General features: G+C 69.5%; 23 protein-coding genes. 3 read left to right on the forward strand and 20 right to left on the reverse strand.

From position 1 onward, the window contains the following. Positions 1-6: 6 nt before the first annotated feature. From SKC42_RS11215 to SKC42_RS11250, 8 genes are all read right to left on the reverse strand, one after another. The gene (locus SKC42_RS11215; protein ID WP_330964379.1) at positions 7-1,485 is read right to left on the reverse strand and encodes a hydrogenase large subunit; all 1,479 of its coding nucleotides are present in this window, start codon (positions 1,483-1,485) and stop codon (positions 7-9) included. Further along, positions 1,482-2,948 (reverse strand): proton-conducting transporter transmembrane domain-containing protein, encoded by a 1,467-nt coding sequence (locus tag SKC42_RS11220; protein WP_330964380.1) that lies wholly within the window; start codon positions 2,946-2,948, stop codon positions 1,482-1,484. The genes SKC42_RS11215 and SKC42_RS11220 overlap by 4 nt, the downstream gene beginning before the upstream one ends. Continuing rightward, entirely contained in the window at positions 2,948-3,610 is a 663-nt protein-coding gene (locus SKC42_RS11225; protein WP_330964381.1) for a hypothetical protein, read from the reverse strand. Before SKC42_RS11225 ends, SKC42_RS11220 begins: the two co-directional genes overlap by 1 nt. Further along, entirely contained in the window at positions 3,607-4,557 is a 951-nt protein-coding gene (locus tag SKC42_RS11230) for a respiratory chain complex I subunit 1 family protein (protein ID WP_330964542.1), read from the reverse strand. Before SKC42_RS11230 ends, SKC42_RS11225 begins: the two co-directional genes overlap by 4 nt. Before the next feature lie 5 nt (positions 4,558-4,562). Further along, positions 4,563-6,500, reverse strand: a complete 1,938-nt coding sequence (locus SKC42_RS11235) for a proton-conducting transporter transmembrane domain-containing protein (RefSeq protein WP_330964543.1) — start codon at positions 6,498-6,500, stop codon at positions 4,563-4,565. Positions 6,501-6,535: 35 nt separating this feature from the next. Further along, a complete protein-coding gene (locus tag SKC42_RS11240; protein ID WP_330964382.1) occupies positions 6,536-7,015 on the reverse strand; it encodes an NADH-quinone oxidoreductase subunit B family protein in 480 nt (159 codons plus the stop codon). Between the two features lie 5 nt (positions 7,016-7,020). Next, positions 7,021-7,356 (reverse strand): lsr2/espR transcriptional regulator, encoded by a 336-nt coding sequence (locus SKC42_RS11245; protein ID WP_442932094.1) that lies wholly within the window; start codon positions 7,354-7,356, stop codon positions 7,021-7,023. A gap of 188 nt (positions 7,357-7,544) precedes the next feature. After that, entirely contained in the window at positions 7,545-8,315 is a 771-nt protein-coding gene (locus SKC42_RS11250) for an alpha/beta fold hydrolase (RefSeq protein ID WP_330964384.1), read from the reverse strand. A 63-nt stretch (positions 8,316-8,378) separates the two neighbouring features. Between SKC42_RS11250 and mhuD the strand changes: the two genes are divergently transcribed. The 3 genes from mhuD to SKC42_RS11265 all read left to right on the forward strand — a co-directional run bounded on the left by mhuD (position 8,379) and on the right by SKC42_RS11265 (position 10,703). Beyond that, positions 8,379-8,699 carry a mycobilin-forming heme oxygenase MhuD gene (gene mhuD / locus SKC42_RS11255; protein WP_330964385.1) on the forward strand — a complete coding sequence of 107 codons (321 nt, stop codon included), beginning with the start codon at positions 8,379-8,381 and terminating at the stop codon, positions 8,697-8,699. Beyond that, a complete protein-coding gene (locus SKC42_RS11260) occupies positions 8,674-10,038 on the forward strand; it encodes a serine hydrolase (RefSeq protein ID WP_330964386.1) in 1,365 nt (454 codons plus the stop codon). The genes mhuD and SKC42_RS11260 overlap by 26 nt, the downstream gene beginning before the upstream one ends. 467 nt (positions 10,039-10,505) lie before the next feature. Beyond that, positions 10,506-10,703 (forward strand): hypothetical protein, encoded by a 198-nt coding sequence (locus tag SKC42_RS11265; RefSeq protein ID WP_330964387.1) that lies wholly within the window; start codon positions 10,506-10,508, stop codon positions 10,701-10,703. A 22-nt stretch (positions 10,704-10,725) separates the two neighbouring features. On the opposite strand, the gene SKC42_RS11270 is transcribed toward SKC42_RS11265, so the two are convergent. From SKC42_RS11270 to SKC42_RS11325, 12 genes are all read right to left on the reverse strand, one after another. Beyond that, positions 10,726-11,964: an HNH endonuclease signature motif containing protein gene (locus SKC42_RS11270; protein WP_330964388.1), complete on the reverse strand. Its 1,239-nt coding sequence runs from the start codon at positions 11,962-11,964 to the stop codon at positions 10,726-10,728. A gap of 97 nt (positions 11,965-12,061) precedes the next feature. Beyond that, on the reverse strand, positions 12,062-12,625 hold the full coding sequence (locus SKC42_RS11275) for a histidine phosphatase family protein (protein WP_330964389.1): 564 nt from the start codon (positions 12,623-12,625) through the stop codon (positions 12,062-12,064). After that, positions 12,622-13,398: a CbtA family protein gene (locus SKC42_RS11280; protein WP_330964390.1), complete on the reverse strand. Its 777-nt coding sequence runs from the start codon at positions 13,396-13,398 to the stop codon at positions 12,622-12,624. The genes SKC42_RS11275 and SKC42_RS11280 overlap by 4 nt, the downstream gene beginning before the upstream one ends. Positions 13,399-13,405: 7 nt before the next feature. Beyond that, on the reverse strand, positions 13,406-13,618 hold the full coding sequence (locus tag SKC42_RS11285) for a CbtB domain-containing protein (RefSeq protein WP_330964391.1): 213 nt from the start codon (positions 13,616-13,618) through the stop codon (positions 13,406-13,408). A gap of 192 nt (positions 13,619-13,810) precedes the next feature. Next, a complete protein-coding gene (clpC1, locus tag SKC42_RS11290; protein ID WP_330964392.1) occupies positions 13,811-16,342 on the reverse strand; it encodes an ATP-dependent protease ATP-binding subunit ClpC in 2,532 nt (843 codons plus the stop codon). A gap of 317 nt (positions 16,343-16,659) precedes the next feature. Further along, complete coding sequence (gene lsr2, locus SKC42_RS11295; RefSeq protein ID WP_330964393.1) at positions 16,660-16,998, reverse strand: histone-like nucleoid-structuring protein Lsr2; 339 nt, start codon at positions 16,996-16,998, stop codon at positions 16,660-16,662. A gap of 124 nt (positions 16,999-17,122) precedes the next feature. Further along, positions 17,123-18,619 (reverse strand): lysine--tRNA ligase, encoded by a 1,497-nt coding sequence (gene lysS / locus SKC42_RS11300; RefSeq protein ID WP_330964394.1) that lies wholly within the window; start codon positions 18,617-18,619, stop codon positions 17,123-17,125. 44 nt (positions 18,620-18,663) lie between these two features. After that, positions 18,664-19,488: a type III pantothenate kinase gene (locus tag SKC42_RS11305; RefSeq protein ID WP_330964395.1), complete on the reverse strand. Its 825-nt coding sequence runs from the start codon at positions 19,486-19,488 to the stop codon at positions 18,664-18,666. Positions 19,489-19,490: 2 nt separating this feature from the next. Continuing rightward, positions 19,491-19,916: an aspartate 1-decarboxylase gene (gene panD / locus SKC42_RS11310; RefSeq protein WP_330964396.1), complete on the reverse strand. Its 426-nt coding sequence runs from the start codon at positions 19,914-19,916 to the stop codon at positions 19,491-19,493. Beyond that, on the reverse strand, positions 19,916-20,857 hold the full coding sequence (gene panC / locus SKC42_RS11315; RefSeq protein ID WP_330964397.1) for a pantoate--beta-alanine ligase: 942 nt from the start codon (positions 20,855-20,857) through the stop codon (positions 19,916-19,918). The genes panD and panC overlap by 1 nt, the downstream gene beginning before the upstream one ends. Beyond that, positions 20,854-21,765 carry a Rossmann-like and DUF2520 domain-containing protein gene (locus tag SKC42_RS11320; RefSeq protein WP_330964398.1) on the reverse strand — a complete coding sequence of 304 codons (912 nt, stop codon included), beginning with the start codon at positions 21,763-21,765 and terminating at the stop codon, positions 20,854-20,856. The genes panC and SKC42_RS11320 overlap by 4 nt, the downstream gene beginning before the upstream one ends. Before the next feature lie 96 nt (positions 21,766-21,861). Then, positions 21,862-23,256, reverse strand: a complete 1,395-nt coding sequence (locus SKC42_RS11325; RefSeq protein WP_330964399.1) for a DUF6779 domain-containing protein — start codon at positions 23,254-23,256, stop codon at positions 21,862-21,864. Positions 23,257-23,262: the final 6 nt, after the last annotated feature.

Raw genomic sequence — 23,262 nt, forward strand, 5'->3', positions numbered from 1 at the left:
CGCTCCTCAGAGGTCGTTGCCCGCGTAGGACTGGTTGAAGCTCTTGTTGGCCAGCGGGAAGTCCGGGACGATCGTGTCGGCCATCGCGACGGCGAGCGCCGGCCAGTTGAACCAGGACGGATCGACGATCTTGGCGCGAGTGATCCGGCCGGCGGCATCGAGCTCGACGCGGTGGACGATGGTGCCGCGCCAGCCCTCCACGATGCCGATTCCGCTCCGCGCCGCGGGCGCCGAAGGCAGGGGTGTGGCGTAATCCGTTGGGCCCGTGTGCGCTTGGATGAGATGGCAGGCCAACTCGGTGGAGGCCGCGTATTCGTCTCGACGTACCGTGTAGCGAGCCAGGACGTCGCCGCCGGCGCCGCCGATCTCGGTGACGGGCAATGCGGTCGTCGGATGGTCGATCCGGGCGTCGGTGCACAGGCCGCTGGCACGGGCGACATAGCCCAGGCACCCCAGGGCGTGGGCGTCGTCGGCGCGCAGAACGGCCGTGCCGGCGAACCGGTCGAGTACCACGGTGTTGCGCAGCGTCAGTGCGGCCACCTCGGCGACATCGGCCGCAATGGATTGCAACTCAACCGCGTCGGGCAGCGCCCGCAACGCGACACCGCCCGGCCGGACGGCGCCGCGCAACAACCGGTGGCCGGTGACCCCCGCGTTGAGTCGAAGCAGCCGCTCACGGATGCGCTGTGCGTGCGAGTTCGCCAGGGCGTATCCGACATCGTTGGCCAGCGCGCCCAGATCGGTGGCGTGGTTGTACAGCCGTTCGAGTTCGACGAGCAATGCCCGCAGCCGGTGCACGGGATCGGGCGGCCGGATGCCGAGCGCGTCTTCGATCGCGAGGGTGTGGGCGAGCGCGTGCGCCACGGAGGTGTCGCCGCTGATGCGCTCGGCGAGATCCAGCGCTTCGCCCGCCGGGCGGCCGTGGAAGAGCTTCTCCAGGCCGCGGTGCACGAACCACAGCCGGGCCTTGAGGCGCAGCACCGTTTCGCCGGCCACGGAAAACCGGAAATGGCCGGGCTCGATCAGGCCGGCGTGCACCGGTCCAACCGGGATCTCGTACACGCCGGGCCCCTCGACGGGAATAAACGGAAACCGACCGGGTCCATCGAATCTGGTTGGCGCAACAACGTTCTCGCGCATCGGATACCACTCCTCCGGCCAGTGCGCGTGCCGGACCAATCGGCGCATCTTGGGATGACCGATTGCGCGGATCCCGTACAGGTCCGCCATTTCGCGTTCGAACCTGCCGGCCGGAAAGGACAGATACGCCAGCGACCGCACCGCCGGGTCGTTGCCGGGCACGACGCATTCCAGCTCCACTCGCCGATCGGGGTGGCCGGCGAGGAAGAGATAGACGATGCGCAACGCACCGTCGTCGTCGTGGGCGGCAACCAGGGCCAGACGGAATCCGCTGCCCAGCAGCTCCTCTGCCGTGTCGGCCAGCCCGTCCTGCGTTACCCGATGATGCGTCCAGTCGCAGCTCATGGCGAAACCCCGAGCGCGCCCGCCGCGGCGGTGAACAGGCCCGTCAAGGGGCCGGCGGTGATCCCGAGGGCGATCGATGCCGCAACGCCGGCCAACAGGGCCGCGGCCACGGTGCGCGGCACCACGATCGAGGGCGCGGTGGCCGGACCGCCCAGCAGCATCCGGCCCGAGTTGCGCGCCAAGGCCGCAAACGCGGTCGCGATCAGCACGACGCCCACCGCCAGGGCCCAGGTGAGCCTGGCATCGGCCAGCGAGCGCACTATGGCCAGCTCGCTGGCGAACAACGCGAACGGGGGCATGCCGAGCAGCACTATCACCCCGACGGCGAGCGAAAGGCCGAGCACGCGGGAGCGCCTCAGCACGGCGGTGATGTCCGCGATCGCAGTGGAGTCGTGCGCGGATTGGAGTTGGCCGCTCGTCACGAACAGGATCGTCTTGCCGAGCCCGTGAGCGAGCACGTGCAGCAGCAGCGCGGCGATCGCCGGGGCCGTGCCGGCGGCCGCGGCGATCGCGATCAGGCCCATGTTCTCCATCGAGGAGTAGGCGAGCATGCGCTTGATGTCCGTGGCCACGGTGAGCATCAGGGCCGCGATGGCCAGGGTGGCCAACCCCACCACCAACAGCCCTGACCGCAGGAAGGTGGGGCCGGTGGCCGCGTCGATGATCGGTTTGATGCGGATCAACTCCGAAAACGCGACCGCCAGCAGCACCCCGCTCATCAGCGCCGAAACGGGGGCCGGGGCCTGGCTGTGGGCATCGGCCAACCAGGTGTGGAACGGGAAGAGCCCGGCCTTGGCGCCGTAGCCGATCAGCAGCAGGCCGCCCGCCAGCCGGGCCGTGCCGGGATCGAGTCCGCGCGCGCGTGCCGACAAGACGTCCAGGTTCAGGGCCGCCCCGGGCGGCGCGCCGGCATGCTCCGCGGCGTAGTACAGCAGGACCGTGCCCAGGAACGCGATCGCGATGCCCACCGAACAGATCACGACGTACTTCCAGGTGGCTTCGAGCGCCCCGCGGGTACGCCGGTGTCCGACGAGGAACGCGGTGATCACCGTGGTGGCTTCTATCGCGACCCAGATGACGCCGATGTTGTTGGCGCACACCGCCACCACCATCGCGGCCAGGAAGCCCGCAGTCAGGGCCCCGTAGACCCGCGCCCCGCTCATATCGGTATGGCCATGCGCAAGTTCGGTCTCCAGGTAGCCGATGCTGGCCCAAGTAGCAAGCGTGGCAACGACTCCGATCACGATCAGCATGGTGACGGTCAGCGCGTCGACCCGCAGCAACCCGCCCAGCGCAAACTGCGGCCGCGAGCCGGCACGAAGGCCCAGGGCGGCGCCGCAACCGAGCACCGTGAGCGACGACAGGACGATCAGCGTCGCGGTAGACCGGCGCCACCCGACGATCAGCATGCCGATCGACGCGCCGATCGGCGCGAGAATGGCGGCCAGTAGTAAACCGGTCATCAGTCGTGCAACTCCTGTAGGGCGTCCAGGTCCGCACCGCCGAAGGTGCGCGATAGCCGACCGGTCAAGATGCCGATCACGATGACCGCGAACAGCACGTCCAGGGAGGCGCCGAGCTCCACGACCAGCGGCACACCGGCGGTCAGCAGGAACGCGGTGGCCGCAATCCCGTTGTCCAGCATGAGGAATCCCGCGGCCTGTGACAGGGCGTGCCGCCGCGTCACCATGACCAACAGGGCGATCAGCACCACCGCGAGCGCGGCCGGAACGGCGTTGGTCGAGGCCGCCGGCTGGAGATTCACCACGGGGCGGGCCGCGGCGAACGCGGCGAGCGTCAACACGCCGGTGACGAGCAGTGACGTCGCCGTGTTCACCAGCGGGGTGGCCTCGCGGTGGGCTTGGGGGCCGGACCCCAGTACGCGGCCCAGCAGTCGAGGGAGGATCGCGGCGCGCAGCACCAGCACGGCAACACCGACCGCGACGAGAGCGCGGTCACCGTCGTACACCCCCCGCAGGATCGGGATGGCGGCAAGCGCCACGCCCTGGCCCGCCAGCAGGCGGTTGATGGCGCGCAGGTCCCGACGCCAGACGATCAGCACTGCGGCCAGGATCAGGCCGCCGGCGGCGAGGTCGACGAGTACGGCGAAGGTGTCGTGCGTCATGCCGGCACCGTGAAGAAGTTGGCCGCCGTGACGGCGAGCAGCGCCAGCAGAAACGAACCCGCCAGCAACTCGGGAACCCGGAACAGGCGCAGCTTGGCGACGAACACCTCGGCGGTCGCCAACAGGACCGCCAGCCCGGCCACCTTGGCGGCCAGGGCGCCGACGCCGACGGCGATGTCGACGACGCCGGGGTTGCCGCCCGCGATTCCCCACGGCGCGAACAGGTTTGCCAGCAGCGCGAGCAGTACTGTCAACCGCATGCCCGCCGCCCATTCGATCAGCGCGAGCCGCGGGCCGGAGTACTCGAGGACCATCGCCTCGTGGATCATCGTCAGTTCGAGGTGGGTGGCCGGATTGTCCACCGGCAGCCGCCCGGTCTCGGCGACGATCACGATGACCAAGGCGGCGAACGCCAGCACGGCGACGAGCGACACTACCTGGCCGGGGTGGGTGATCGTATGCGCCACCAGGGCACCGAGATTGGCCGATCCGGCCGGAATGGACAGCGCGAACACAGCGAGCAGAATTGTGGGTTCGACCAGCGCGGCGATCGTGATCTCGCGGCTGGCGCCCATGCCGCCGAACGAGGTGCCGGTGTCGATGCCAGCCAGGGTGAGCGCGACCGTGCCCAGGAACAGCAGCCCGACGACGGCGAACAGGTCGGCGCCGGCGTCCAGCGGCGAGCCGGTGGCGACGAGTGGCGCGATGGCGGCGATCAACAGGGTGGATCCGGCGACGACAAACGGCGCGGCCGCGAACACCGCCGTCGTCCCCTCCGGCGTGATCCGTTGCTTGCCAAGCTGTTTGAGTAGGTCGCGCCACGGCTGCAGTACGCCGGCACCGGCGCGGCCCTCCCACCGCGCGTGCACCTGCCGGGTCAGGCCCACCACTAGCGGCGCACCGGCGGTCACCGTGCCGATCTGCACCGCGCCCGCGAGATAGGACAGCACGCTCATCGGGCCACCACCAGCACGATCAGCACCCCGAGCGCACCGTACGCCAGGTATAGGTGCACGCTGCCGGTGTGGGCGCGCCGCACGACCGCGGCGGCGGCCGCCACCGCCGCGAGCACCGGGGCATAGAGGCGTTCCTCGATGGCGTCGGCGATCCGGGTGCGGTAGACGACCTTGTCGGCCAGGTACCGCGACTCGGTGAGGTGATCGACCTCGACGTCGGTGTCGGGACGCAGGACGTCGTCGAAGATTCTCTGCAGCGGCTCCCCGAACGAGGTGGCCGTGTACTCCATGCGCGTGGTGAGATCATCCGCGCCACAAGCCCATAGCGGCCCCTCGATGTCGGGCGGGCGATGCCTGCGGCGCCAGCGCGCCGGCACCGCGACTGCCAGCGCTGCCACGCAAACCCCGCCGGCGATCAACCCGGGCGCGACCGAGCCCTGCAGCATCGGGAGTCGTACCACCGCACCGAATTCGGCGAAGGGCACGGCGCGGGATGCCGGCAGCGCCGCAGCGACTCGGTGCAGGGCCGGCGCGAGGACCGACGGCGCGACGGCCAGCACCAGGCAGGCGGCGCCCGCGATGGTCATGCCCGCCAGCATGCTGCCCGACGCCTCGCGGGCCCCGGCGGCTTCCGGGCTGCGCGGCCGTGCCAGGAATCCGATCCCGAAGGCCTTGACCATCGCCGCCACCCCCAATCCGGTGGTGAGTGCGACCGCACCGACCGCAAGCGGAGTCGTTAGGGCGAGGACGGTGTCGTGGCCGGGTGCGGTGTGGATCAGCGACTGCACCAGCAGCCACTCGCCGACAAACCCGGCGCCGAGGGGAAGCCCACACGCCCCGAGCGCGGCCACCCCGAACAGGGTGGTGGTCCCCGGCATCCGGCGGGCCAGGCCGCCCAGGCCGTCGAGGTCGCGCACGCCGGTCCGGGCGACCACCGCTCCCGCGGCCAGGAAGCCGAGGCCCTTGAACGCGGCGTGCGCAACGAGGTGGAGCAGCGCCGCGGTCGCGGCGATCGTCGCCTGGGCGGGCGCCCCCGAGGCCGCGAACAAGGTTGCGGCTCCCAGCGCGAGCGTCACCAACCCGAGGTTCTCGGTCGTCGAGTATGCAAGCAGCCGCTTGAGATCCGTGGCGACCGATGCCTGTACCACTCCGTAGAGGGCCGAGATACCGCCGGCCAACATCAGGACGAGGCCCCACCAGCGCGGACCCGGCCCCAGGAGCTGCATATCGAACCGGCAGATGCCGTAGACACCAAGGGCGACCATCGCCGCGCTCATCAGGGCGGACACCGGACTGGGCGCCTCGGGGTGGGCGCGGGGCAACCAGGCGTGCAACGGCACCAAGCCGGCCTTCGAGCCGAATCCGGCCACCGTCAGCACGAACACCGCGGCGCGCGCGCCGGCCGCGATGGGGTGCAGGTCGGCGAAGCGGTCGGCCCCCCCGGCCGCCGCGAGGACCATGAGCCCGACCATGATCGCCGCAAACCCCAGCTGGGTCATCACCGCGTAGACGAGGGCGGCGGAGCGGACCTCGGGGCGGCCGTGGTCGTCCAGCACCAACAGCAGCGATGCGACCGCCATCAGCTCCCAGGCCAACAGGAAGGTGGTGATCGAGCCGGCCGCGGGCACCAGCAGCATCGCCGCAGCGAACGCCGGTAGCAACGCCAGCGTTGCCCGGCTCAGATGCCCGTGCCGGCCGTATCCGATCACGTAGATCCCGACCGCGACGCTGACCGCCCCGGCCAGTGCCATGAAGAAGCCACCCAGCGTGTCCAGGTCCAGCTGGACCCCGGTGAGGGGAACAAGCCAGCCGATGCGGACCGGTCGGAACGGTCGAAACATGGCCAGCGCGCCCAGCGCGACGCCGCCCGCACCAACCAGCGTGGTCAACGCGCCCGCGAGGGACGGGCGTAAGTCCCGGGACGGCAGCGTCACCGGCGCCGGCGACGCACCGGCGACGACGGTGGTACTCACTTACCCGTCACCGATCTGAGGGCTTCGACGATCTGGGCTGGGGTCGGCGGGCACCCGGGAATCTCCAGATCGACGGGTACCACCTCGCTCGCCGCACCGACCACTCCATAGCCGTCCCTGAAGACACCGCCGTTCACCGCGCAGTCCCCGCACGCGATCACCCGCCGCGGGCGTGGGGTCGCCTCGAGCGTGGTCCGCAGCGGGCCCGCCATGTTCCGGGTCACGATGCCGGTCACCAATAACGCGTCCGCATGGCGTGGCGAAGCCACCAGTCGCACTCCGAATCGCTCGGCGTCATAGACCGGACCGAACGCACCCGAGATCTCCAGCTCGCACCCGTTGCACGATCCCGCGTCGACGTGGCGGACCTGCAGCGAACCCTTCACTCCGGCAATCGGTTCCACCGTGCGCGGCCCAGGGGTAGGCGCGGGTTCCGCGATTCGGCCGACCCTGAACACCTTGCCTATCCAGCCCATGCGCGCTACCCCGCTCCCCCGGCGCGCAGGTCCTCCAGCATCGCGACGCGGTCGCTGAGCACCCCGGTGAGGACCTTGCGAGCCACCATCAGCAGTTCGGCGATGTCCGGTGAGGCGATCGAGTAGATGACCGTGTTGCCGTCCCTGAGCGCGTCGACGACACCGGCCCGGCGCAGGACGCCCAGCTGCTGGGACAGGTTGGAGGATTCGAGGCCGACCTCGGGCAGCAGCTCGGCGACCGACTTCTCCCCCGTAACCAGCAGTTCGAGGATCCGAATTCGCGCCGGATGCCCTAGCGTCTTGAAGAACTCTGCCTTCAGCTTGTACAGCGGCTCGGACACGACCCAGACTCCTGAAGATTGCAACGTTTCTACGTTCGAACAATTGAAGAATTTATCAAGTCATTGGGTGATCCGCACGCGGTTGTGTCGGAACGCCCCCGACGGGCACCATGCCGCACCGGGTCATGCCGCCTGAGCGGCGCCGACGTGGCGCGAATGGCCCCATATGACGTTGGGCACATGAACGGTCAGGCGCGGCCGGCCGGACCCCCGAGGAACGATTCGACGGCCTCGCGGTAGACCTGGGGCGCCTCGTCGTGAATCAGGTGGCCCGCGTCGCCGGCGCGTAGATACGCGGTACCGCAGCCACTTTCGGCCATCAGCCGCATCTGGCCCGGCGGTGTCACCGTGTTTCCCGCCTCGATGAGGAGCGCCGGTGCGCGCACCGCGCGCCAGTGCGCCCAGTAGTCCCTCGTGCCCCACTCGGCGGCGATCTCGATCCACCGCGAGGTCTGACCGTGCAGCCGCCAACCGGTGGCCGTGCGGTCGAACGCCTCGAGGAAGTACCGCCCCGCGACGGGCCCGAACTCGCCCAACACCCGCTCGGGGGTGCCGAATTCGACCGGGAGGGCATGCAGCCACGGCTCCCACGGACCGGTGGTGCGGCCGCGAAAGTCCGGGGCCATGTCCTCGATCACCAGCGCCGACACCAGGTCGGGGCGCTCGGCGGCCAGGCACCACGAGTGCAGGGCCCCCATCGAATGGCCGACCAAGCGCACCGGTGCGCCCAGCCCGCCGACCGCGTCGGCCAGGTCAGCCACGAACCGCTCGGTGCTGACTGGGTGCGGGTCGTCGACGTCGCGGCCCCGGTGCCAGGGTGCGTCGTAGGTATAGACGGTGCCCATCCGGGACAGCCACGGGATTTGGCGCGACCAGGTGCTCCCACGCCCCATCAGGCCGTGCACCAGCACCAATGGCTCGCCCTGCCCGCCCTGGCGGGTCAACAGATCGGTGGCCATGGCTCCATCTTGCGCGGGCCGCCCGCCGGTGAATGAGCCGGTGCGGCGCGGTAGCCTAGCGAAATGCCCCCTGTGGTGAAGATCAACGCAATCGAAGTGCCCGCCGACGCCGGCCCCGAGCTGGAGAAGCGGTTCGCACACCGGGCGCACGCGGTCGACAACCAGCCCGGTTTCCTCGGGTTCCAGTTGCTGCGCCCGATCAAGGGCGAGAACCGCTACTTTGTGGTGACTCAGTGGCAGTCCGAGGAGGCATTCCAGGCGTGGGCGCAAGGGCCCGCCATTCAAGCGCATGCCGGTGAGCGGGCCAACCCGGTGGCGACCGGGGCATCGCTGCTGGAATTCGAGGTCGTGATGGACGTTGCCGGCAATAAGCAGGCTCAGTAGCCGACGCTCGGCCCGGCGCCGCGCGCTGGCGTTGAGCGCCGCGCTCGCGGTGGTGGTCGCCCTGGCGCCCGGATGCGCCCCCAACCCTTCGCCGCGGGCGAACGCCGCGAACCCGGGGCGGCCGATCGACCCCACCACGCCCCCGGGGATCCGGGCCCAGCAGACGCTGGAGATGCTCAACTCGGACTGGCCGATCGGTCCCGTCGGAGTCGGCACCCTGGCGGCGCCCGCCATGGTCGATCCGGTGAAAACCAGCATGGAAAGGCTTTGGTGGGATCGTCCGTTCAAGCTCGACAGCGTCGATCTCAGCGCGAGCGTGGCCACGTTGCACCTCACGTCCTCCTACGGTGCACGGCAGAGCATCCGGCTGCACACTGACGACGAGGGGCGGGTCGACCGGTTCGAGGTCGACACGCAAGCACCCAAGATCTCGTCCTTCAGCGACATCGATGCGGTGCTGAGCAAGACGGGCGCCCGCTACTCCTATCAGGTCGCGAAGGTAGACGATGGCAAGTGCGACCCGGTGGCGGGCAACAATACCGGCGAATCCCTGCCGCTGGCATCGATTTTCAAACTGTACGTGCTGCACGCCCTGGCGGGCGCGGTCCGCAGCGGCACGGTGTCCTGGGACGACCAGCTGACCGTCACCGACAAGAGCCGGGCGGTCGGCTCGTCGGGCCTGGAATTGCAAGCGGGAGAACACGTCTCGGTCCGCACGGCTGCCGAAAAGATGATCGCCACGAGCGACAACATGGCCACCGATCTGCTGATCGGGCGGATGGGCACTCACGCCATCGAACAAGCCCTGGCCACGGCCGGCCACCACGACCCCGCAAGCATGACGCCGTTCCCCACCATGTACGAGCTGTTCTCGGTCGGCTGGGGGGAGCCAGACCTGCGCGAGCAGTGGAAGCAGGGTTCGCCGCAGGTCCGGGCCCAGCTCCTGAACGAGGCGGATTCGACTCCGTACCATCCCGATCCGACGCGCGCGCACTCCCCGGCCTCCGCTTACGGCGCGGAGTGGTACGGCAACGCACGGGACATCTGCCGGGTGCACGCGGCGCTGCAGGCCGACGCCGTCGGCGCGGCCGCACCGGTCAGGCAGATCCTCTCGACCGTGTCGGGAATTCAGCTGGACCGCAACGTCTGGCCGTACATCGGCGCGAAAGCCGGTGGGTTGCCGGGAGACCTCACGTTCAGCTGGTACGCCGTCGACAAGACGCAGCAGCCCTGGGCGGTCAGCTTCCAGCTGAACTGGCCTCGCGATCACGGGCCCACGGCGACCAGCTGGATGCTGCAGATCGCCCAGCAGGCCTTCGCGCTCATAGCGCCGCGCTGATCGCTACTGGACACCGTCCCGGGCGCCTGTCCGTTGAGCACATGCGGTCATTCGGCGGGTTGAGTGTCGCCGAGGACGTAATCCGGGCGTCGAATGGGTCCGTTGGTAGTTACCTCTACTCCGATCGGTGTCTAGAGGTGCTGGACTTCAACGTGGACGAAACGGAGCTGCGCGCGTACGACACCGCGCGGCGTTGTCGGCACTGCCGTCGTTTGAATTGTCACCACCGAAAGTCGGCAATCGAAAGCCGTTGGGCTCGTTGCCCGACGGCGCTTTCCGGACACCTACCCCCGTCGCCGAGCGTGAGGACTCGTGGACCCTCTGCGGCGAGAACCTCAGGCGCGAGAACCCGCGCTGGGAGGTCCATTTCGACCCCCGATTGGGCTGGCCTGATCGACGCGCATCCCATCGCGCTCGGCGGCCGTAAATACCCGGACTGGGCGCGGATCGCGGCGTCCTTTGACGCGGTGCACCTTTCACCGGCCGGGTTGCTGCTCGCCCACCCCAAGATTTCCACCACACCGTTCGGCACGACCGACGGATCGGGATACGCGCACAGCGAAGCCGGCAGCTACGTCAGCGTGGCTCACTGGTCCGCGGTCTGCACCGCTTGGCTACGCCGGCCGCCGAACGTGTCGGTCAAACCGCTGCCGGCGGACAGGTGAAGGTACAAGATGCCGCTGACCGCTAGTTGGTTGGTGGTGGTTGGGGTTGGAAGGGTTGGTACCACCACCAGTTGGCGCGTTCGCCGGTGGGGCCGGGGTAGGGCGCGACGGCGGGTGGGGGAAGGTTGGGCGGTCTCGCGAGTGATCCGGCGTTGAGTGGTCGCCCGGTGCTGTCGGTAACGACCGGGTCGGTGGCGGGTCCGGTGATGGTGATGGCGCCGTGGTGGTGTTGTCGGTGGTGGAAGGGGCAGACCAGGACCAGGTTGGCCAGTTCGGTGGGGCCGCCGTCTTCCCAGTGGTGGAGGTGGTGGGCGTGTAGGCCGCGGGTGGCGCCGCAGCCGGGCACCGCGCAGGCGCGGTGGCGGTGTTCGAGGGCGCGGCGCAGCCGCCGGGAGATCACCCGGGTGGTGCGGCCGGTGCCGATCGGCTCACCGTGTCGTTCGAACCAGACCTCACAGCTGGCATCACATGTCAGGTAGCGGCGTTCGGCGTCGCCGAGCAGGGGGCCCAGATGCAGCGCAGCCGCCCGCTGTTCGACGTCGAGGTGCACCACCACGGTGGTGTGGTGGCCGTGCGGGCGGCGGGTGGCCTCGGCGTCCCAGCCCGCCTCGACTAGACGCAGAAACGCCTCCAGGGTGCCCGGTACTGGCGGAGCGGTATCCGAGGCGCGCTCGCCGTGGTCGTGTTGCCATTCGGCGATCAGGGCGTCGCGGTGAGCGGCCAGCGCGGTGTCGAACTTGGCGGCGTCCAGGTGCGGAAGGGTGATCCGCCAGCAGGTGACGTCCTCGCTACAGGTCTTGGTGATCGCCGGTTGTGGCTGGGGCCGAGGATCGGGGTCGGGACGGGGCTCCAGCTTGACCGCGGTGCGCAACTGGGACACCGTGGCCACCTGGGCGAGCTGCGCGTAGTGCGCATCAGATCCCGAACCGGCGCGGGCGGCGATGACGCCGACCTGATCCAGCGACAGCCGGCCCTCGCGCAGGCCCTGGGCGCAGCGCGGAAACTCCTCAACCCGGCGCGCCACGTCAGCAATCGTGTGGCCGTTGGCCGCTGACACCCCCAGCTTCCAGGCCACCAACGCCGCGACCGACCGCGCCCCCGTGGCGCCGCAGAGCTCGTCGCGATCCAGCTCGGCGACGATCTCCACGATGCGCCCATCGATCGCGTTACGCTGACCGGCCAACTCCGCCAACTCGCCGAACAACACATCCAGCCGATCAGCGGGACTCACCACCCCGGCAGGAGAAGCGGTCAACGACATAACCCGATCATCGCAGCGAGGTCCGACAAAAACCCGGCCGCCCAAATCCGAGCCCGACGTGACGCTCTTCTTCGCGCTCACCGTGCCGCGCTGATCGCTACATCCGCAGCGTCCAGCGGTGCCTGCGGAAATGCAGCACGATGCGACTGACCGGGGCGACGTCGATGCGCCAGAACGATTGCGCGGGGATGTCGAGCGCCACCAGGATCGCGGCCCGCACCACCGCGGGATGCGTCACAGCCACTGTGCGTAAGGGGTTGTCCGTCAACGATTTCAGCCATCCGGCCACCCGTTCGACGAGGCCGACGATCGACTCGCCGCCATGCGGCGCGTGGTCCGGTTCGGTGAGCCACACCGCCAGCTCCCCGGGCGGGAGGGACCAGAGCGCCTCCCCGCGCCACCGCCCGCAGTCCAGGTCGGCCAGCCGCGGCTCCGTCGCCGCCTGCAGGCCCAGCAATTTGGCGGTCTGGTAGGCGCGCTGCTCCGGCCCGGCGAACTGGCGCACCTTGGCGGCGGTCAGGCCCTGGGAATCGAACCCGGCCATCGCCTCAACCTGCCTGCGGCCGATGGCGTTCAGCGGTTCGTCCAGCGGGAATCGCTCGGCGACCATGGCGTCGGTCACGGCATGCGAGACCAGCGTCAGCCGCAACACCTCGGTCACGCGTTGAGGCTCGGCACCCGGTCCCGCAGCAGCCGGCCGGCCAGCGCGGCGAAGACCACGCCGATGGTCGCCCAGAGGATCAGCTGCGTGGCCAGAGCGACGAGCCTGAACTCGTAAAGCACGTCGGCCGGGAAACCCGGATACACGATCGCGCCCGACGCGTCGCGCATTGGCTGCGGCGTCTCGTCCACGGGCGGCAGCGCGGCCATCGCGACGACGATCGCGACGAGGTATGCCCCCGCCGTGAGCAACGCCGCCCGCCACCCGCCGAGGCGCTCGGTAAGGCGCCGCGCCAACCACACCGCGGTGATCGCCAGCGCCACCGAGACCAGCATCGCCGCCAGATACCAACCGGTGCGGGCCCCGATGGTGTCGGCCTGACCCACCGCCGGCGGGTTCGGCGGGTACTTCGCGAACGGCATCAGGTACACCGCGCCGAACGCACCCCCCGCCAACAGCACCGAAAGGGACTGCGGCGCAACCGACTTCGTCCGCGCGTACGCCACGCAGAACAGGACGGCAAACAGGGCGCCCATCGCGATGCCGAAAATCAGCATCCCGAAACCGAGGCCGGCGTTGGCCTGGACCCCGCGGCTGAACAATTCGGCGCCGTGCTCATGGACGCCGCGTGCGTCCTCGGCGTCGACCCGGCCGTCCTCGTACGCGATGGCACGACCGATGACGGGTTCGGCGCACAGCCGGGCGAAGACGAACGCCGCCACCGCGCCGAGGGCGCCGGCCAGTAGGCCGCGCCCGATCAGGCGTTTCTCCATGCCGGGGTCAGTGGCAGGGGAAACCGAGCAGGTGCCGTGCGTCGTGCAGGAATTCGTGCACGCTCGCGTCGCCCCCTACCAGGGATACGGCGCCGTGCTCCAGGCCGACGACGTAGAGCGCCAGCAGCGCCAGGAAGGCGGTCACCGACAGCCACAGCGCGGCGCTTGCCGTCGAGAGATCCAGGGGTCGAATGCGGGCGATGTTCTGGCGGTTGGACACCGTCGGCTCCTTCTGGGGATATCGCGCCCCGGTTGGGATGACGGGCTTCGGGTCTGACTGTGGACAGTGGCGCGACCGTTCTGGAATTTCACCAGATTCCGTTACCCGTATGGCAAAGGTCAGTGTAGACGGTGGCCGACGGAAAACGGGCGGCAGTCGCAGTCGCGACTACCGCCCGCCCGTTGGTGACTGTTACTGCGGGTCGGCGCTGTGCGCCCCCGCCTTCGCCAGGTCCGGCTCGGCCGGCGGCTTGCGGGTTCCCGTGAACGTGAACACCACGTCCTCGCCGCTGCCCTCGCCGTCCCAGTTGTCGACGTCGACCGTGACGACCTGGCCGGGCCCGACCTCCTCGAAGAGGATCTTCTCCGAGAGCTGGTCCTCGATCTCGCGCTGGATGGTGCGCCGCAGCGGGCGGGCACCCAGCACTGGGTCGAAGCCACGCTTGGCCAGCAACGACTTCGCCTTGTCGGTCAGCTCGAGGGCCATGTCCTTGGCCTTCAGCTGGTTGGCGACCCGGCTGATCATGAGGTCGACCATCTTGATGATCTCGTCCTTGGTCAGCTGGTGGAAGACGATGATGTCGTCGATGCGGTTGAGGAACTCCGGGCGGAAGTGCTTCTTCAGCTCGTCGTTGACCTTCTGCTTCATCCGCTCGTAGTTGTTCTCACCGCCGCCCTGGGTGAAGCCCAGGCCGACCGGCTTCGAGATGTCGCCGGTGCCGAGGTTCGAGGTGAAGATCAGCACGGTGTTCTTGAAGTCAACCGTGCGGCCCTGCCCGTCGGTGAGCCGGCCGTCCTCGAGAACCTGCAAGAGGCTGTTGTAGATCTCCTGGTGCGCCTTCTCGATCTCGTCGAACAGCACCACCGAGAACGGCTTGCGCCGCACCTTCTCGGTGAGCTGGCCACCCTCCTCGTAGCCGACGTACCCGGGAGGGGCACCGAAGAGCCGCGACGCGGTGAACCGGTCGTGGAACTCGCCCATGTCGATCTGGATGAGCGCGTCGTCGTCGCCGAACAGGAAGTTGGCCAGCGCCTTCGACAGCTCGGTCTTACCGACACCGGACGGGCCGGCGAAGATGAACGAACCCGACGGGCGCTTGGGGTCCTTCAGCCCGGCGCGGGTGCGGCGGATCGCCTTGGAGACCGCCTTGACGGCGTCCTCCTGGCCGATGATCCGCTTGTGCAGCTCGTCCTCCATCCGCAGCAGGCGGGTGGTCTCGGCCTCGGTGAGCTTGAACACGGGGATGCCGGTCCAGTTGCCGAGCACCTCGGCGATCTGCTCGTCGTCCACCTCGGCGACCACGTCGAGGTCGCCGGAGCGCCACTGCTTCTCGCGCTCGGACCGCTGGGCCACCAGCTGCTTCTCCCGATCGCGGAGGCTGGCCGCCTTCTCGAAGTCCTGGGCGTCGATCGCCGATTCCTTCTCCCGGCGCGCGTCGGCGATCTTCTCGTCGAACTCGCGCAGGTCTGGCGGAGCGGTCATCCGTCGGATCCGCATGCGGGCGCCCGCCTCGTCGATCAGGTCGATCGCCTTGTCGGGCAGGAACCGGTCGTTGATGTACCGGTCGGCCAGCGTGGCGGCGGCGACCATCGCCGAGTCGGTGATGGACACCCGGTGGTGCGCCTCGTAGCGGTCCCGCAGGCCCTTGAGGATCTCGATCGTGTGCTCCACCGTCGGCTCGCCCACCTGCACGGGCTGGAAGCGCCGCTCGAGGGCGGCATCCTTCTCGATGTACTTGCGGTACTCGTCGAGGGTGGTGGCGCCGATGGTCTGCAGCTCGCCGCGGGCCAGCTTCGGCTTCAGGATCGAGGCGGCGTCGATCGCGCCCTCGGCGGCACCGGCACCGACCAGCGTGTGCAGCTCGTCGATGAACAGGATGATGTCGCCGCGGGTGTTGATCTCCTTGAGCACCTTCTTCAGGCGCTCCTCGAAGTCACCGCGGTAGCGCGAGCCCGCGACCAGCGAACCCAGGTCGAGGGTGTAGAGCTGCTTGTCCTTCAGCGTCTCCGGAACCTGGCCGTGCACGATGGCCTGCGCCAGGCCCTCGACGACGGCGGTCTTGCCGACGCCGGGCTCGCCGATCAGCACCGGGTTGTTCTTGGTGCGCCGGCTCAGGACCTGCATCACCCGCTCGATTTCCTTCTCGCGGCCGATGACCGGGTCTAGCTTGCCCTCCATCGCGGCGGCCGTCAGGTTGCGGCCGAACTGGTCGAGGACCAGCGACGTCGACGGGCTGCCCGACTCGCCGCCGCGGCCACCGGTGCCGGCCTCCGCGGCCTCCTTGCCCTGGTAGCCGCTCAGCAGCTGGATGACCTGCTGACGCACGCGGGTCAGCTCGGCACCCAACTTGACCAGCACCTGGGCGGCGACGCCCTCACCCTCCCGGATGAGACCCAGCAGAATGTGCTCGGTGCCGATGTAGTTGTGGCCGAGCTGCAGCGCCTCGCGCAGGCTCAGCTCCAAAACCTTCTTCGCACGAGGCGTAAAGGGGATGTGCCCCGACGGCGCCTGCTGACCCTGGCCGATGATCTCCTCGACCTGGCTGCGGACGCCCTCGAGCGAGATCCCCAGCGACTCCAGCGACTTCGCTGCGACGCCCTCGCCCTCGTGGATCAAACCCAACAGGATGTGCTCGGTGCCGATGTAGTTGTGGTTGAGCATCCGGGCCTCTTCTTGCGCCAGGACGACGACCCTGCGGGCACGGTCGGTAAATCTTTCGAACATCGGTGGTTACCTGCTCTCCCTCACCATCGGTACAACCTCGTTACCGGCCAGTGGGACCAGTCTCGCGTACCTGCCATCCACTGTAATGGTCGGCCTGCCAGGGGGCCTAACCTTGCGGTTCGTTCGGACCTCGAGGCGCGCCCGGCGTTACGCACCAAATCCCCTGTGACTTCTTGTCTCAGCAGCGCCGTAACTGAACAAACGCGGGAGGCTGCCTTTTCGTTTCCTTCGAACGGCGGTGATGTTTTCGCCGCCAGCGAAAGGACAAACAAACCGCGCCCGGACCGCGAGGGCCCGGGCGCCGGTCAGCGTGTCCGTCAGGTTGCCGCGTGGAAGGCGTCGATGACGTCGGCCGGGATGCGGCCTCGAGTGGAGACGTTGTGTCCGTTGCGGCGAGCCCATTCGCGGATCGCGGCGCTCTGCTCGCGATCGATCGCCCCGCGGCCTCGCCCGGTGCCGGAACGCCCGCGGCGCCTGCCACCGACCCGCCGGCCGGCCGCCACCCATTGCTTCAGATCGTTGCGCAGTTTCGTCGCATTCTTGGACGAAAGATCGATCTCATAGGTCACCCCGTCAAGCCCGAATTCGACTGTTTCGTCAGCTGCGCCGGCACCGTCGAAATCATCGACCAACGTGACCGTCACTTTTTTCGCCATTAGCTTACCCTCGCGTTTCGTCCTGAGCAGTTACCAGTAGATTGGGCGAACCTCCCCGCCACCAATCTGCCATAGCAAGGAAGCATACTCAATCCGTCAGGACGACGCACAGTTCGAGTTTCAGCTACGAGTGCGGTCGGACAATCGGGAACAAAACTGTCTCCCGAATTGACAATCCGGTCAAAGACATCAACAACCGATCGATACCCATTCCCGTTCCGGTGCACGGCGGCATCCCATACTCGAGTGCCGCCAAGAAGTCTTCGTCCAGCGCCATGGCCTCGTCGTCACCGGCGTCCGCGGCGCGCGCCTGGGCGGCGAACCGTTCGCGCTGGACCACCGGATCGTTCAGTTCGGAATAACCGGTTGCCAGCTCGACGCCACGCAGGTACAGGTCCCACTTCTCGGTGACGCCCGCGATGCTGCGGTGCTGCCGAGTCAAAGGCGTTGTCTCGACAGGGAAATCCTTGACGAAGGTCGGCGCGCTCAGGGCGTTGCCCACCGCGTGCTCCCACAGTTCTTCGACCAGCTTGCCGTGCCCGTAGCCGCGGTCGCGGGGTAACTCGACGCCGAGCCCGTCCGCGATGGCCCAGAGCCGCTCAACCGAGGTCTGCGGCGTGACCTCTTCTCCGAGCGCCACGGAGAGCGACGGATACATTTGTATGGAAGCCCATTCTCCGTCTATGTCGTAGACGCTGCCGTCCGGGAGCGGTAGTTGTCTGGTTCCGATCGCCTCGTCGGCCACCTCTTGAATAAGCTCGCGCGTCATGACCGCCGAATCGTCATAGGTTCCGTAGCTCTGGTAGGTCTCGAGCATGGAGAATTCGGGAGAATGCGTGGAATCGGCGCCTTCGTTTCTGAACACCCGATTTAGCTCGAAAACCCTGTCGAAACCGCCGACGACACATCGCTTGAGGAACAGTTCCGGCGCGATCCGGAGGTAGAGATCGATGTCGAGCGCATTGGAATGGGTGACGAACGGCCGCGCCGCCGCGCCGCCGGCCAGCGTCTGCAACATCGGAGTTTCGACTTCGAAAAACCCGCGGCGCTCCAGCGCGTTGCGGATCGCGCGGATGACGGCGATTCGCTGGCGGGCCACCGTGCGGGCCTGGGGACGCACGATCAGGTCGACGTAGCGCTGCCGCACCCGAGCCTCTTCGCTCATCTCCTTGTGGGCGACGGGCAGTGGTCGCAGCGACTTGGCCGCCATCTGCCAGGAGTCGGCGAGCACGGAGAGCTCGCCGCGCCGCGAGCTGATCACGATGCCGTGCACGTAGACGATGTCGCCGAGGTCGACGTCGGCCTTCCAGGCGTCGAGGGATTCGCGGCCGACCTTGTCCAGGCTGATCATCACCTGCAGGCTGGTGCCGTCGCCCTCCTGCAGCGTGGCAAAGCACAATTTCCCGGAGTTTCGCGCGAAGATGACGCGCCCCGCCACGCCGACGACGTCGTCGGTCTCGGTGTCGGTGGGCAGGTCGGCGTGGGCGGCGCGCACCTGGGCCAGCGTGTGGGTGCGCTCGATCGCGACCGGGTACGGCTCCTGCCCCTCCGCCAACAACCGAGCGCGCTTGTCCCGACGGATCCGGAACTGCTCGGGAAGGCTCAAATCGGCGTCGCTCACGACGTGCCAGCTTAAATGACCTGGAGTGGTCGCCGGCCGCAGGCTCAGCGGGCGGTCTTGAGTCGGCCGCGCTGGGCGTCGCGGTTGCGTTCGAACACCAGCCGCAGGCCGTGCAGCGTCAGGTGCTGGTCATAGTGCTCTACGGTCCGCAACTCGGGCAGCAGGAGCGGCGCCGTGTGGCCGGTGGCCACGATCGCGACCTGGTTGCCCGGGTCGGCGGCAAAGCCCTCGACGTCCTCGCGGACGCGGGTCACCAGGCCGTCGACCAGGCCGGCGAAGCCGAACACCGCCCCGGACTGCATGCACTCGACGGTGTTCTTGCCGACCACCGATCGGGGCCGGGCCAGCTCCACGCGGCGCAGCGCAGCGGACCGGGCGGCGGCGGCGTCGGAGGACACCTGCACCCCGGGCGCGATCGCTCCGCCGAGGAATTCGCCCTTGGCCGACACGACGTCCACACAGATGGAGGACCCGAAGTCGACGACGATCGCCGCGGTGCCGAACTTGTGAAACGCCGAGAGGCAGTTAACGATCCGGTCGGCGCCCACCTCTTTGGGGTTGTCCACTAGCAGCGGGATGCCGGTGCGGACACCGGGCTCGATCAGCACGTGCGGTATCGACGGCCAGTACTGGTCGAGCATGATCCGCACCTCGTGCAGCACCGACGGGACCGTGGACAGGGCCGCCGCGCCCGTGAGCCGGTCGGAATCGTCCCCGATCAACCCGTCGATGGTCAGCGCCAGCTCATCCGCGGTTGCCTCGGCCTCGGTGCGGATCCGCCACTGCTGCAAGACCTTTGCGTGCTCTTTCGATCCGGAAACCAGTCCGACGACGGTGTGCGTGTTGCGGACGTCGATCGCCAGCAGCACGGCTACCGCACGCCGATCCGCGGGTTCAGCAACGCGGCGGCGGAGATGTCCGCCGGCACGAAAGCCGGGTCGTGACCGAGGTCGACCTGCTTGTTGTCGGCGTCGACGAACACGATCCGCGGCTCATACGCCCGCGCCTGGGCCTCCTCCATGGTGCCGTAGGCGATGAGGATGACCAGATCCCCGGGGTGGACGAGATGCGCGGCGGCACCGTTGATTCCGATCACGCCGCTGCCGCGTTCGCCGGTGATGGCATAGGTGACCAGGCGGGCCCCGTTTTCGATGTCGACGATGGTCACCTGCTCACCCTCGAGCAGGTCCGCGGCGTCCATCAGGTCGGCGTCGATGGTCACCGAGCCCACGTAGTGCAGGTCGGCCTGCGTGACGGTGGCGCGGTGAATCTTCGACTTCAGCATGGTGCGAAACATCAATTCCTCCAAGGTGATTCGAGGGCGTCCCGATAGTCGTCCGGCCCAATGGGTGCCGGCGAAATTCCGATGTCGATGGCGATGTTGTCCAGCAGCCTGGTGCCGCCGAGCCGGGCCGCGACCAGCAGCCGGCCGGGCCGGTCGGGCTGCAGCGGGCCAAGCTCGAGGTCGCGCAGCTCCAGGTAGTCGACGGAAAGGCCGGGCACGGCGTCCAGCACCGCGCGCGCCGCCCCGAGCGCGGCCTGCGGACCGTGATGTGCGGCGTGCGCCCCGGCCGTCAGGGCCGCGGAGAGCGCGACCGCCGCCTCCCGCTGTGCCGGGTCCAGGTAGCGGTTGCGCGACGACATCGCCAGCCCGTCGGCCTCCCGGACGGTGGGCACCGCGACCACCGCGACGCCGAGGTTGAGGTCGGCCACCATCTGCCGGATGAGCACCAGCTGCTGGTAGTCCTTCTCGCCGAAGAACACCCGGTCGGGGCGCACGATCTGCAACAGCTTCATGACGACGGTGAGCACGCCGGCGAAATGCGTCGGCCGCACGCGGCCCTCGAGTTCGGCGGCCAGCGGGCCGGCGTGCACGGTGGTGCGCAGCCCGTCGGGATACATCGTCGCGGCCGTCGGGGCGAAGACGACGTGGACGTCCTCGCCGCGGAGCAACTCGAGGTCCGCGTCGAGGGTCCGGGGGTAGGCGTCGAGGTCTTCCCCGGCACCGAACTGGAGCGGGTTGACGAAGATGGAGACGACGACCACCGAACCCGGGACCCGCTTGGCCGCGCGCACGAGAGCCAGGTGCCCGTCGTGCAGCGCGCCCATGGTGGGGACCAGCATCACCCGGCGGCCGGTGTGGCGCAGCGCGCGGCTGACGTCGCCGACGTCGCGTGGCGACGAATACACGTTGAGCTCACCCTGGGCGAAGGCGGGCGGCCTGTGCGCGGGACTCACGGGGTCAGCACCTCCACGACGTCGGCGGGCGCGTGCGACCGCTGGGCGGTGCGCAGGGCATTGACGCGGTAGGCCTCCGCCAGGTGCGGATCGACGTGGCTGAGCGCGGCCAGATGCTCCGCGACCGCGGCCGCGTCCCCGCGGGCGACCGGGCCGGTGAGCGCGGCCTGGCCGCGCCGCAGGGTGTTCTCCAGCGCCGCGCGGGCCAGCGGACCGACGATGCGTTCGGCGAGGCCGCCCGGCTGGTCGTCGACGGCTTGCTGTCCGAGCAGTTCGCTGCCTCGTAGCGCGGCCCGCAGCGCCTCGAGCGCGTCGGCGACCACGGTGACGATGTGGTTGCCCGCGTGGGCGAGGGCGGCGTGGTAGAGGACCCTGGCGTCCTCGGGGACGCAGAATGGCTCCCCGCCCATCTCCAGGACCAGCGACTGCCCGATCGCATAGCCGACCTCGTCGGCCGCCGTGATCCCGAAGCAGGTATCCGGCAGCCTGCTGATGTCCTCGTCGGAGCCGGTGAACGTCATCGCGGGGTGGATGGCCAGCGGGGTGCAGCCGGCCTCGGTCAGCGGCTTGAGGACGCGCACCCCGTTGGCGCCCGACGTATGCGCGACGATGGTTCCGGGCCGCACGGCCGACGTCGCCGCCAGCCCGGACACCAGGCCGGCGAGTTCGCCGTCCGGAACGGCGAGTACCAGCAACTCGGCGCCGGCCGCGACCTCGGGAGGGGAGACCACCGGGGTGTCGGGCAGCCATCGCTGCGCGCGCTGGCGCGATGCCCGGGAAATGGCGCTGCACGCGACGACGACGTGGTCGGCGCGCTCCAGCGCGACCCCCAGCGCGGTGCCCACCCGGCCGGCCGAGATGATCCCCACCTGAAGCCTGGCCGGTCGCAAACCGTCGAGCTGCCCCATCGCAGACGACCTCACAACTTTCTACGTACGTTCCAGTCCCCTCGGGGGTACCGGACGGTCACTAAGACTGTAGACGATCCGACGGGGTGCCCGGTGTCAGCTGTCGCGGCGCCGGCGCCGGCCGCCATCGGACGGCTGGACCTGCAACCGCGCCAGCAGGTCGGCAACCGACTGGCCTCCGATCTGCGACCCGTCCTCCCCCCCGTCCGGCAGCGGTTCGCCCCCGCCGTGCCGCGGCACGGGCGGCGGCGCCATCTGCGGTGGCGGCGGCTCGGCCAGCGGCGCGGCCGTCCGGGGCGACGCCGGCGGTGGCGGCGCGGCGGCGGGCGCCGCGACCGGAGCGGGAGGCTGGGGCTCCGGTTCGGGGGCGAATTCGGCGGCGGTGAAATTGCGCACACCGTAGTCGCGGTACTCGGCCGAATGGCGTGAGCGGTACCGGCGGCCTGATTCGCCGTACTGCGGGGGCGGGGCCGCCGGCTCGGCGGGCGGGGTGTCGGCGGGTTCGGCGGGTTCGGAGTGCCGCGCGCGCCGGCCCCCGGCCGACTCGGCGGGCATATCCACCGGCGCGCCGCCGGCCCAGTTGCTGTCGGGCGCTCCGGGCGGCAACCACAATCCCGTCGCGGGCGCGGGCTGCCAGCCCTGCGTCTGCGGTTGGGGCTGCGGCGGGGGTGCCTGCTGCGGCGGGGGGCCGGCCGGTGGCGCGGGCGGCGGCCGGTGGCGCGGTTCGAACCGCTGCTCCGGCGGCGGGCCGTAGGCCGGGGTTTCCTGCGGTCCCTCGTGCCCGAACCGGACGCGTTCGCGCGGCGGTTGCTGTCGCGGCGGCAGCAACGAACCGCCGTCCGCCGGAGGCACGCCCACCTCGGGGACGTCGATGATCGCGGTCTCGTCGAGCCGCGGGGCCGGCCGGTCGGCGGCCACCGACGTGACGCGGTCGCTGGTCACCCAGTCGACGGGGGCGCCGCGCGGATTTTCCCCGTTGCGGTCCCACTCGCTGTACGCGCGCTCGGGGGGCGCCTCGGCGTCCGGGGCCTCGACGGTCTCCAGCGCGGGGCGGTGCTGCAGGTCGGTGTCGAACAGGATCTCCAGGCTGGTGCGCAGGGAGTTGAGCTCGGCGCGCAGGGCGGCCAGGTCGTCGGCGGCCTGCGCCCGCAGCTCCGAGGCCAGCTCGCGACGCAACTGCGACTCGACGGTGAGCTCGTATTCCCGGCGGGCGGAGATCTCCCGGTCCAGCTGCAGGTCGTAAACGAGCTTGAGGTCACGCACCCGCGCCTGGTCGGCGTCGCTTTGCCGACGATAGAGCACTGAGACGAAGGCGCCGGCTACCGCGGCCCACAGCGCCAGGATTACAGCGAGCTTGAGGAGTTCCACCCGATTGGTGAAAACCAGCGCGGAGCTGGCCCCGATCGCCAGGACCAGCAACGTCGTCAAGAGCACCCACCCCGGCCTGCGGCCGCCGCGCCGAACTCTGGCGCCGCGGGACAGAACGGACATGGCCTG

The organism is Mycobacterium sp. 050134 (assembly GCF_036409085.1).
Classification (GTDB): Bacteria; Actinomycetota; Actinomycetes; order Mycobacteriales; family Mycobacteriaceae; genus Mycobacterium.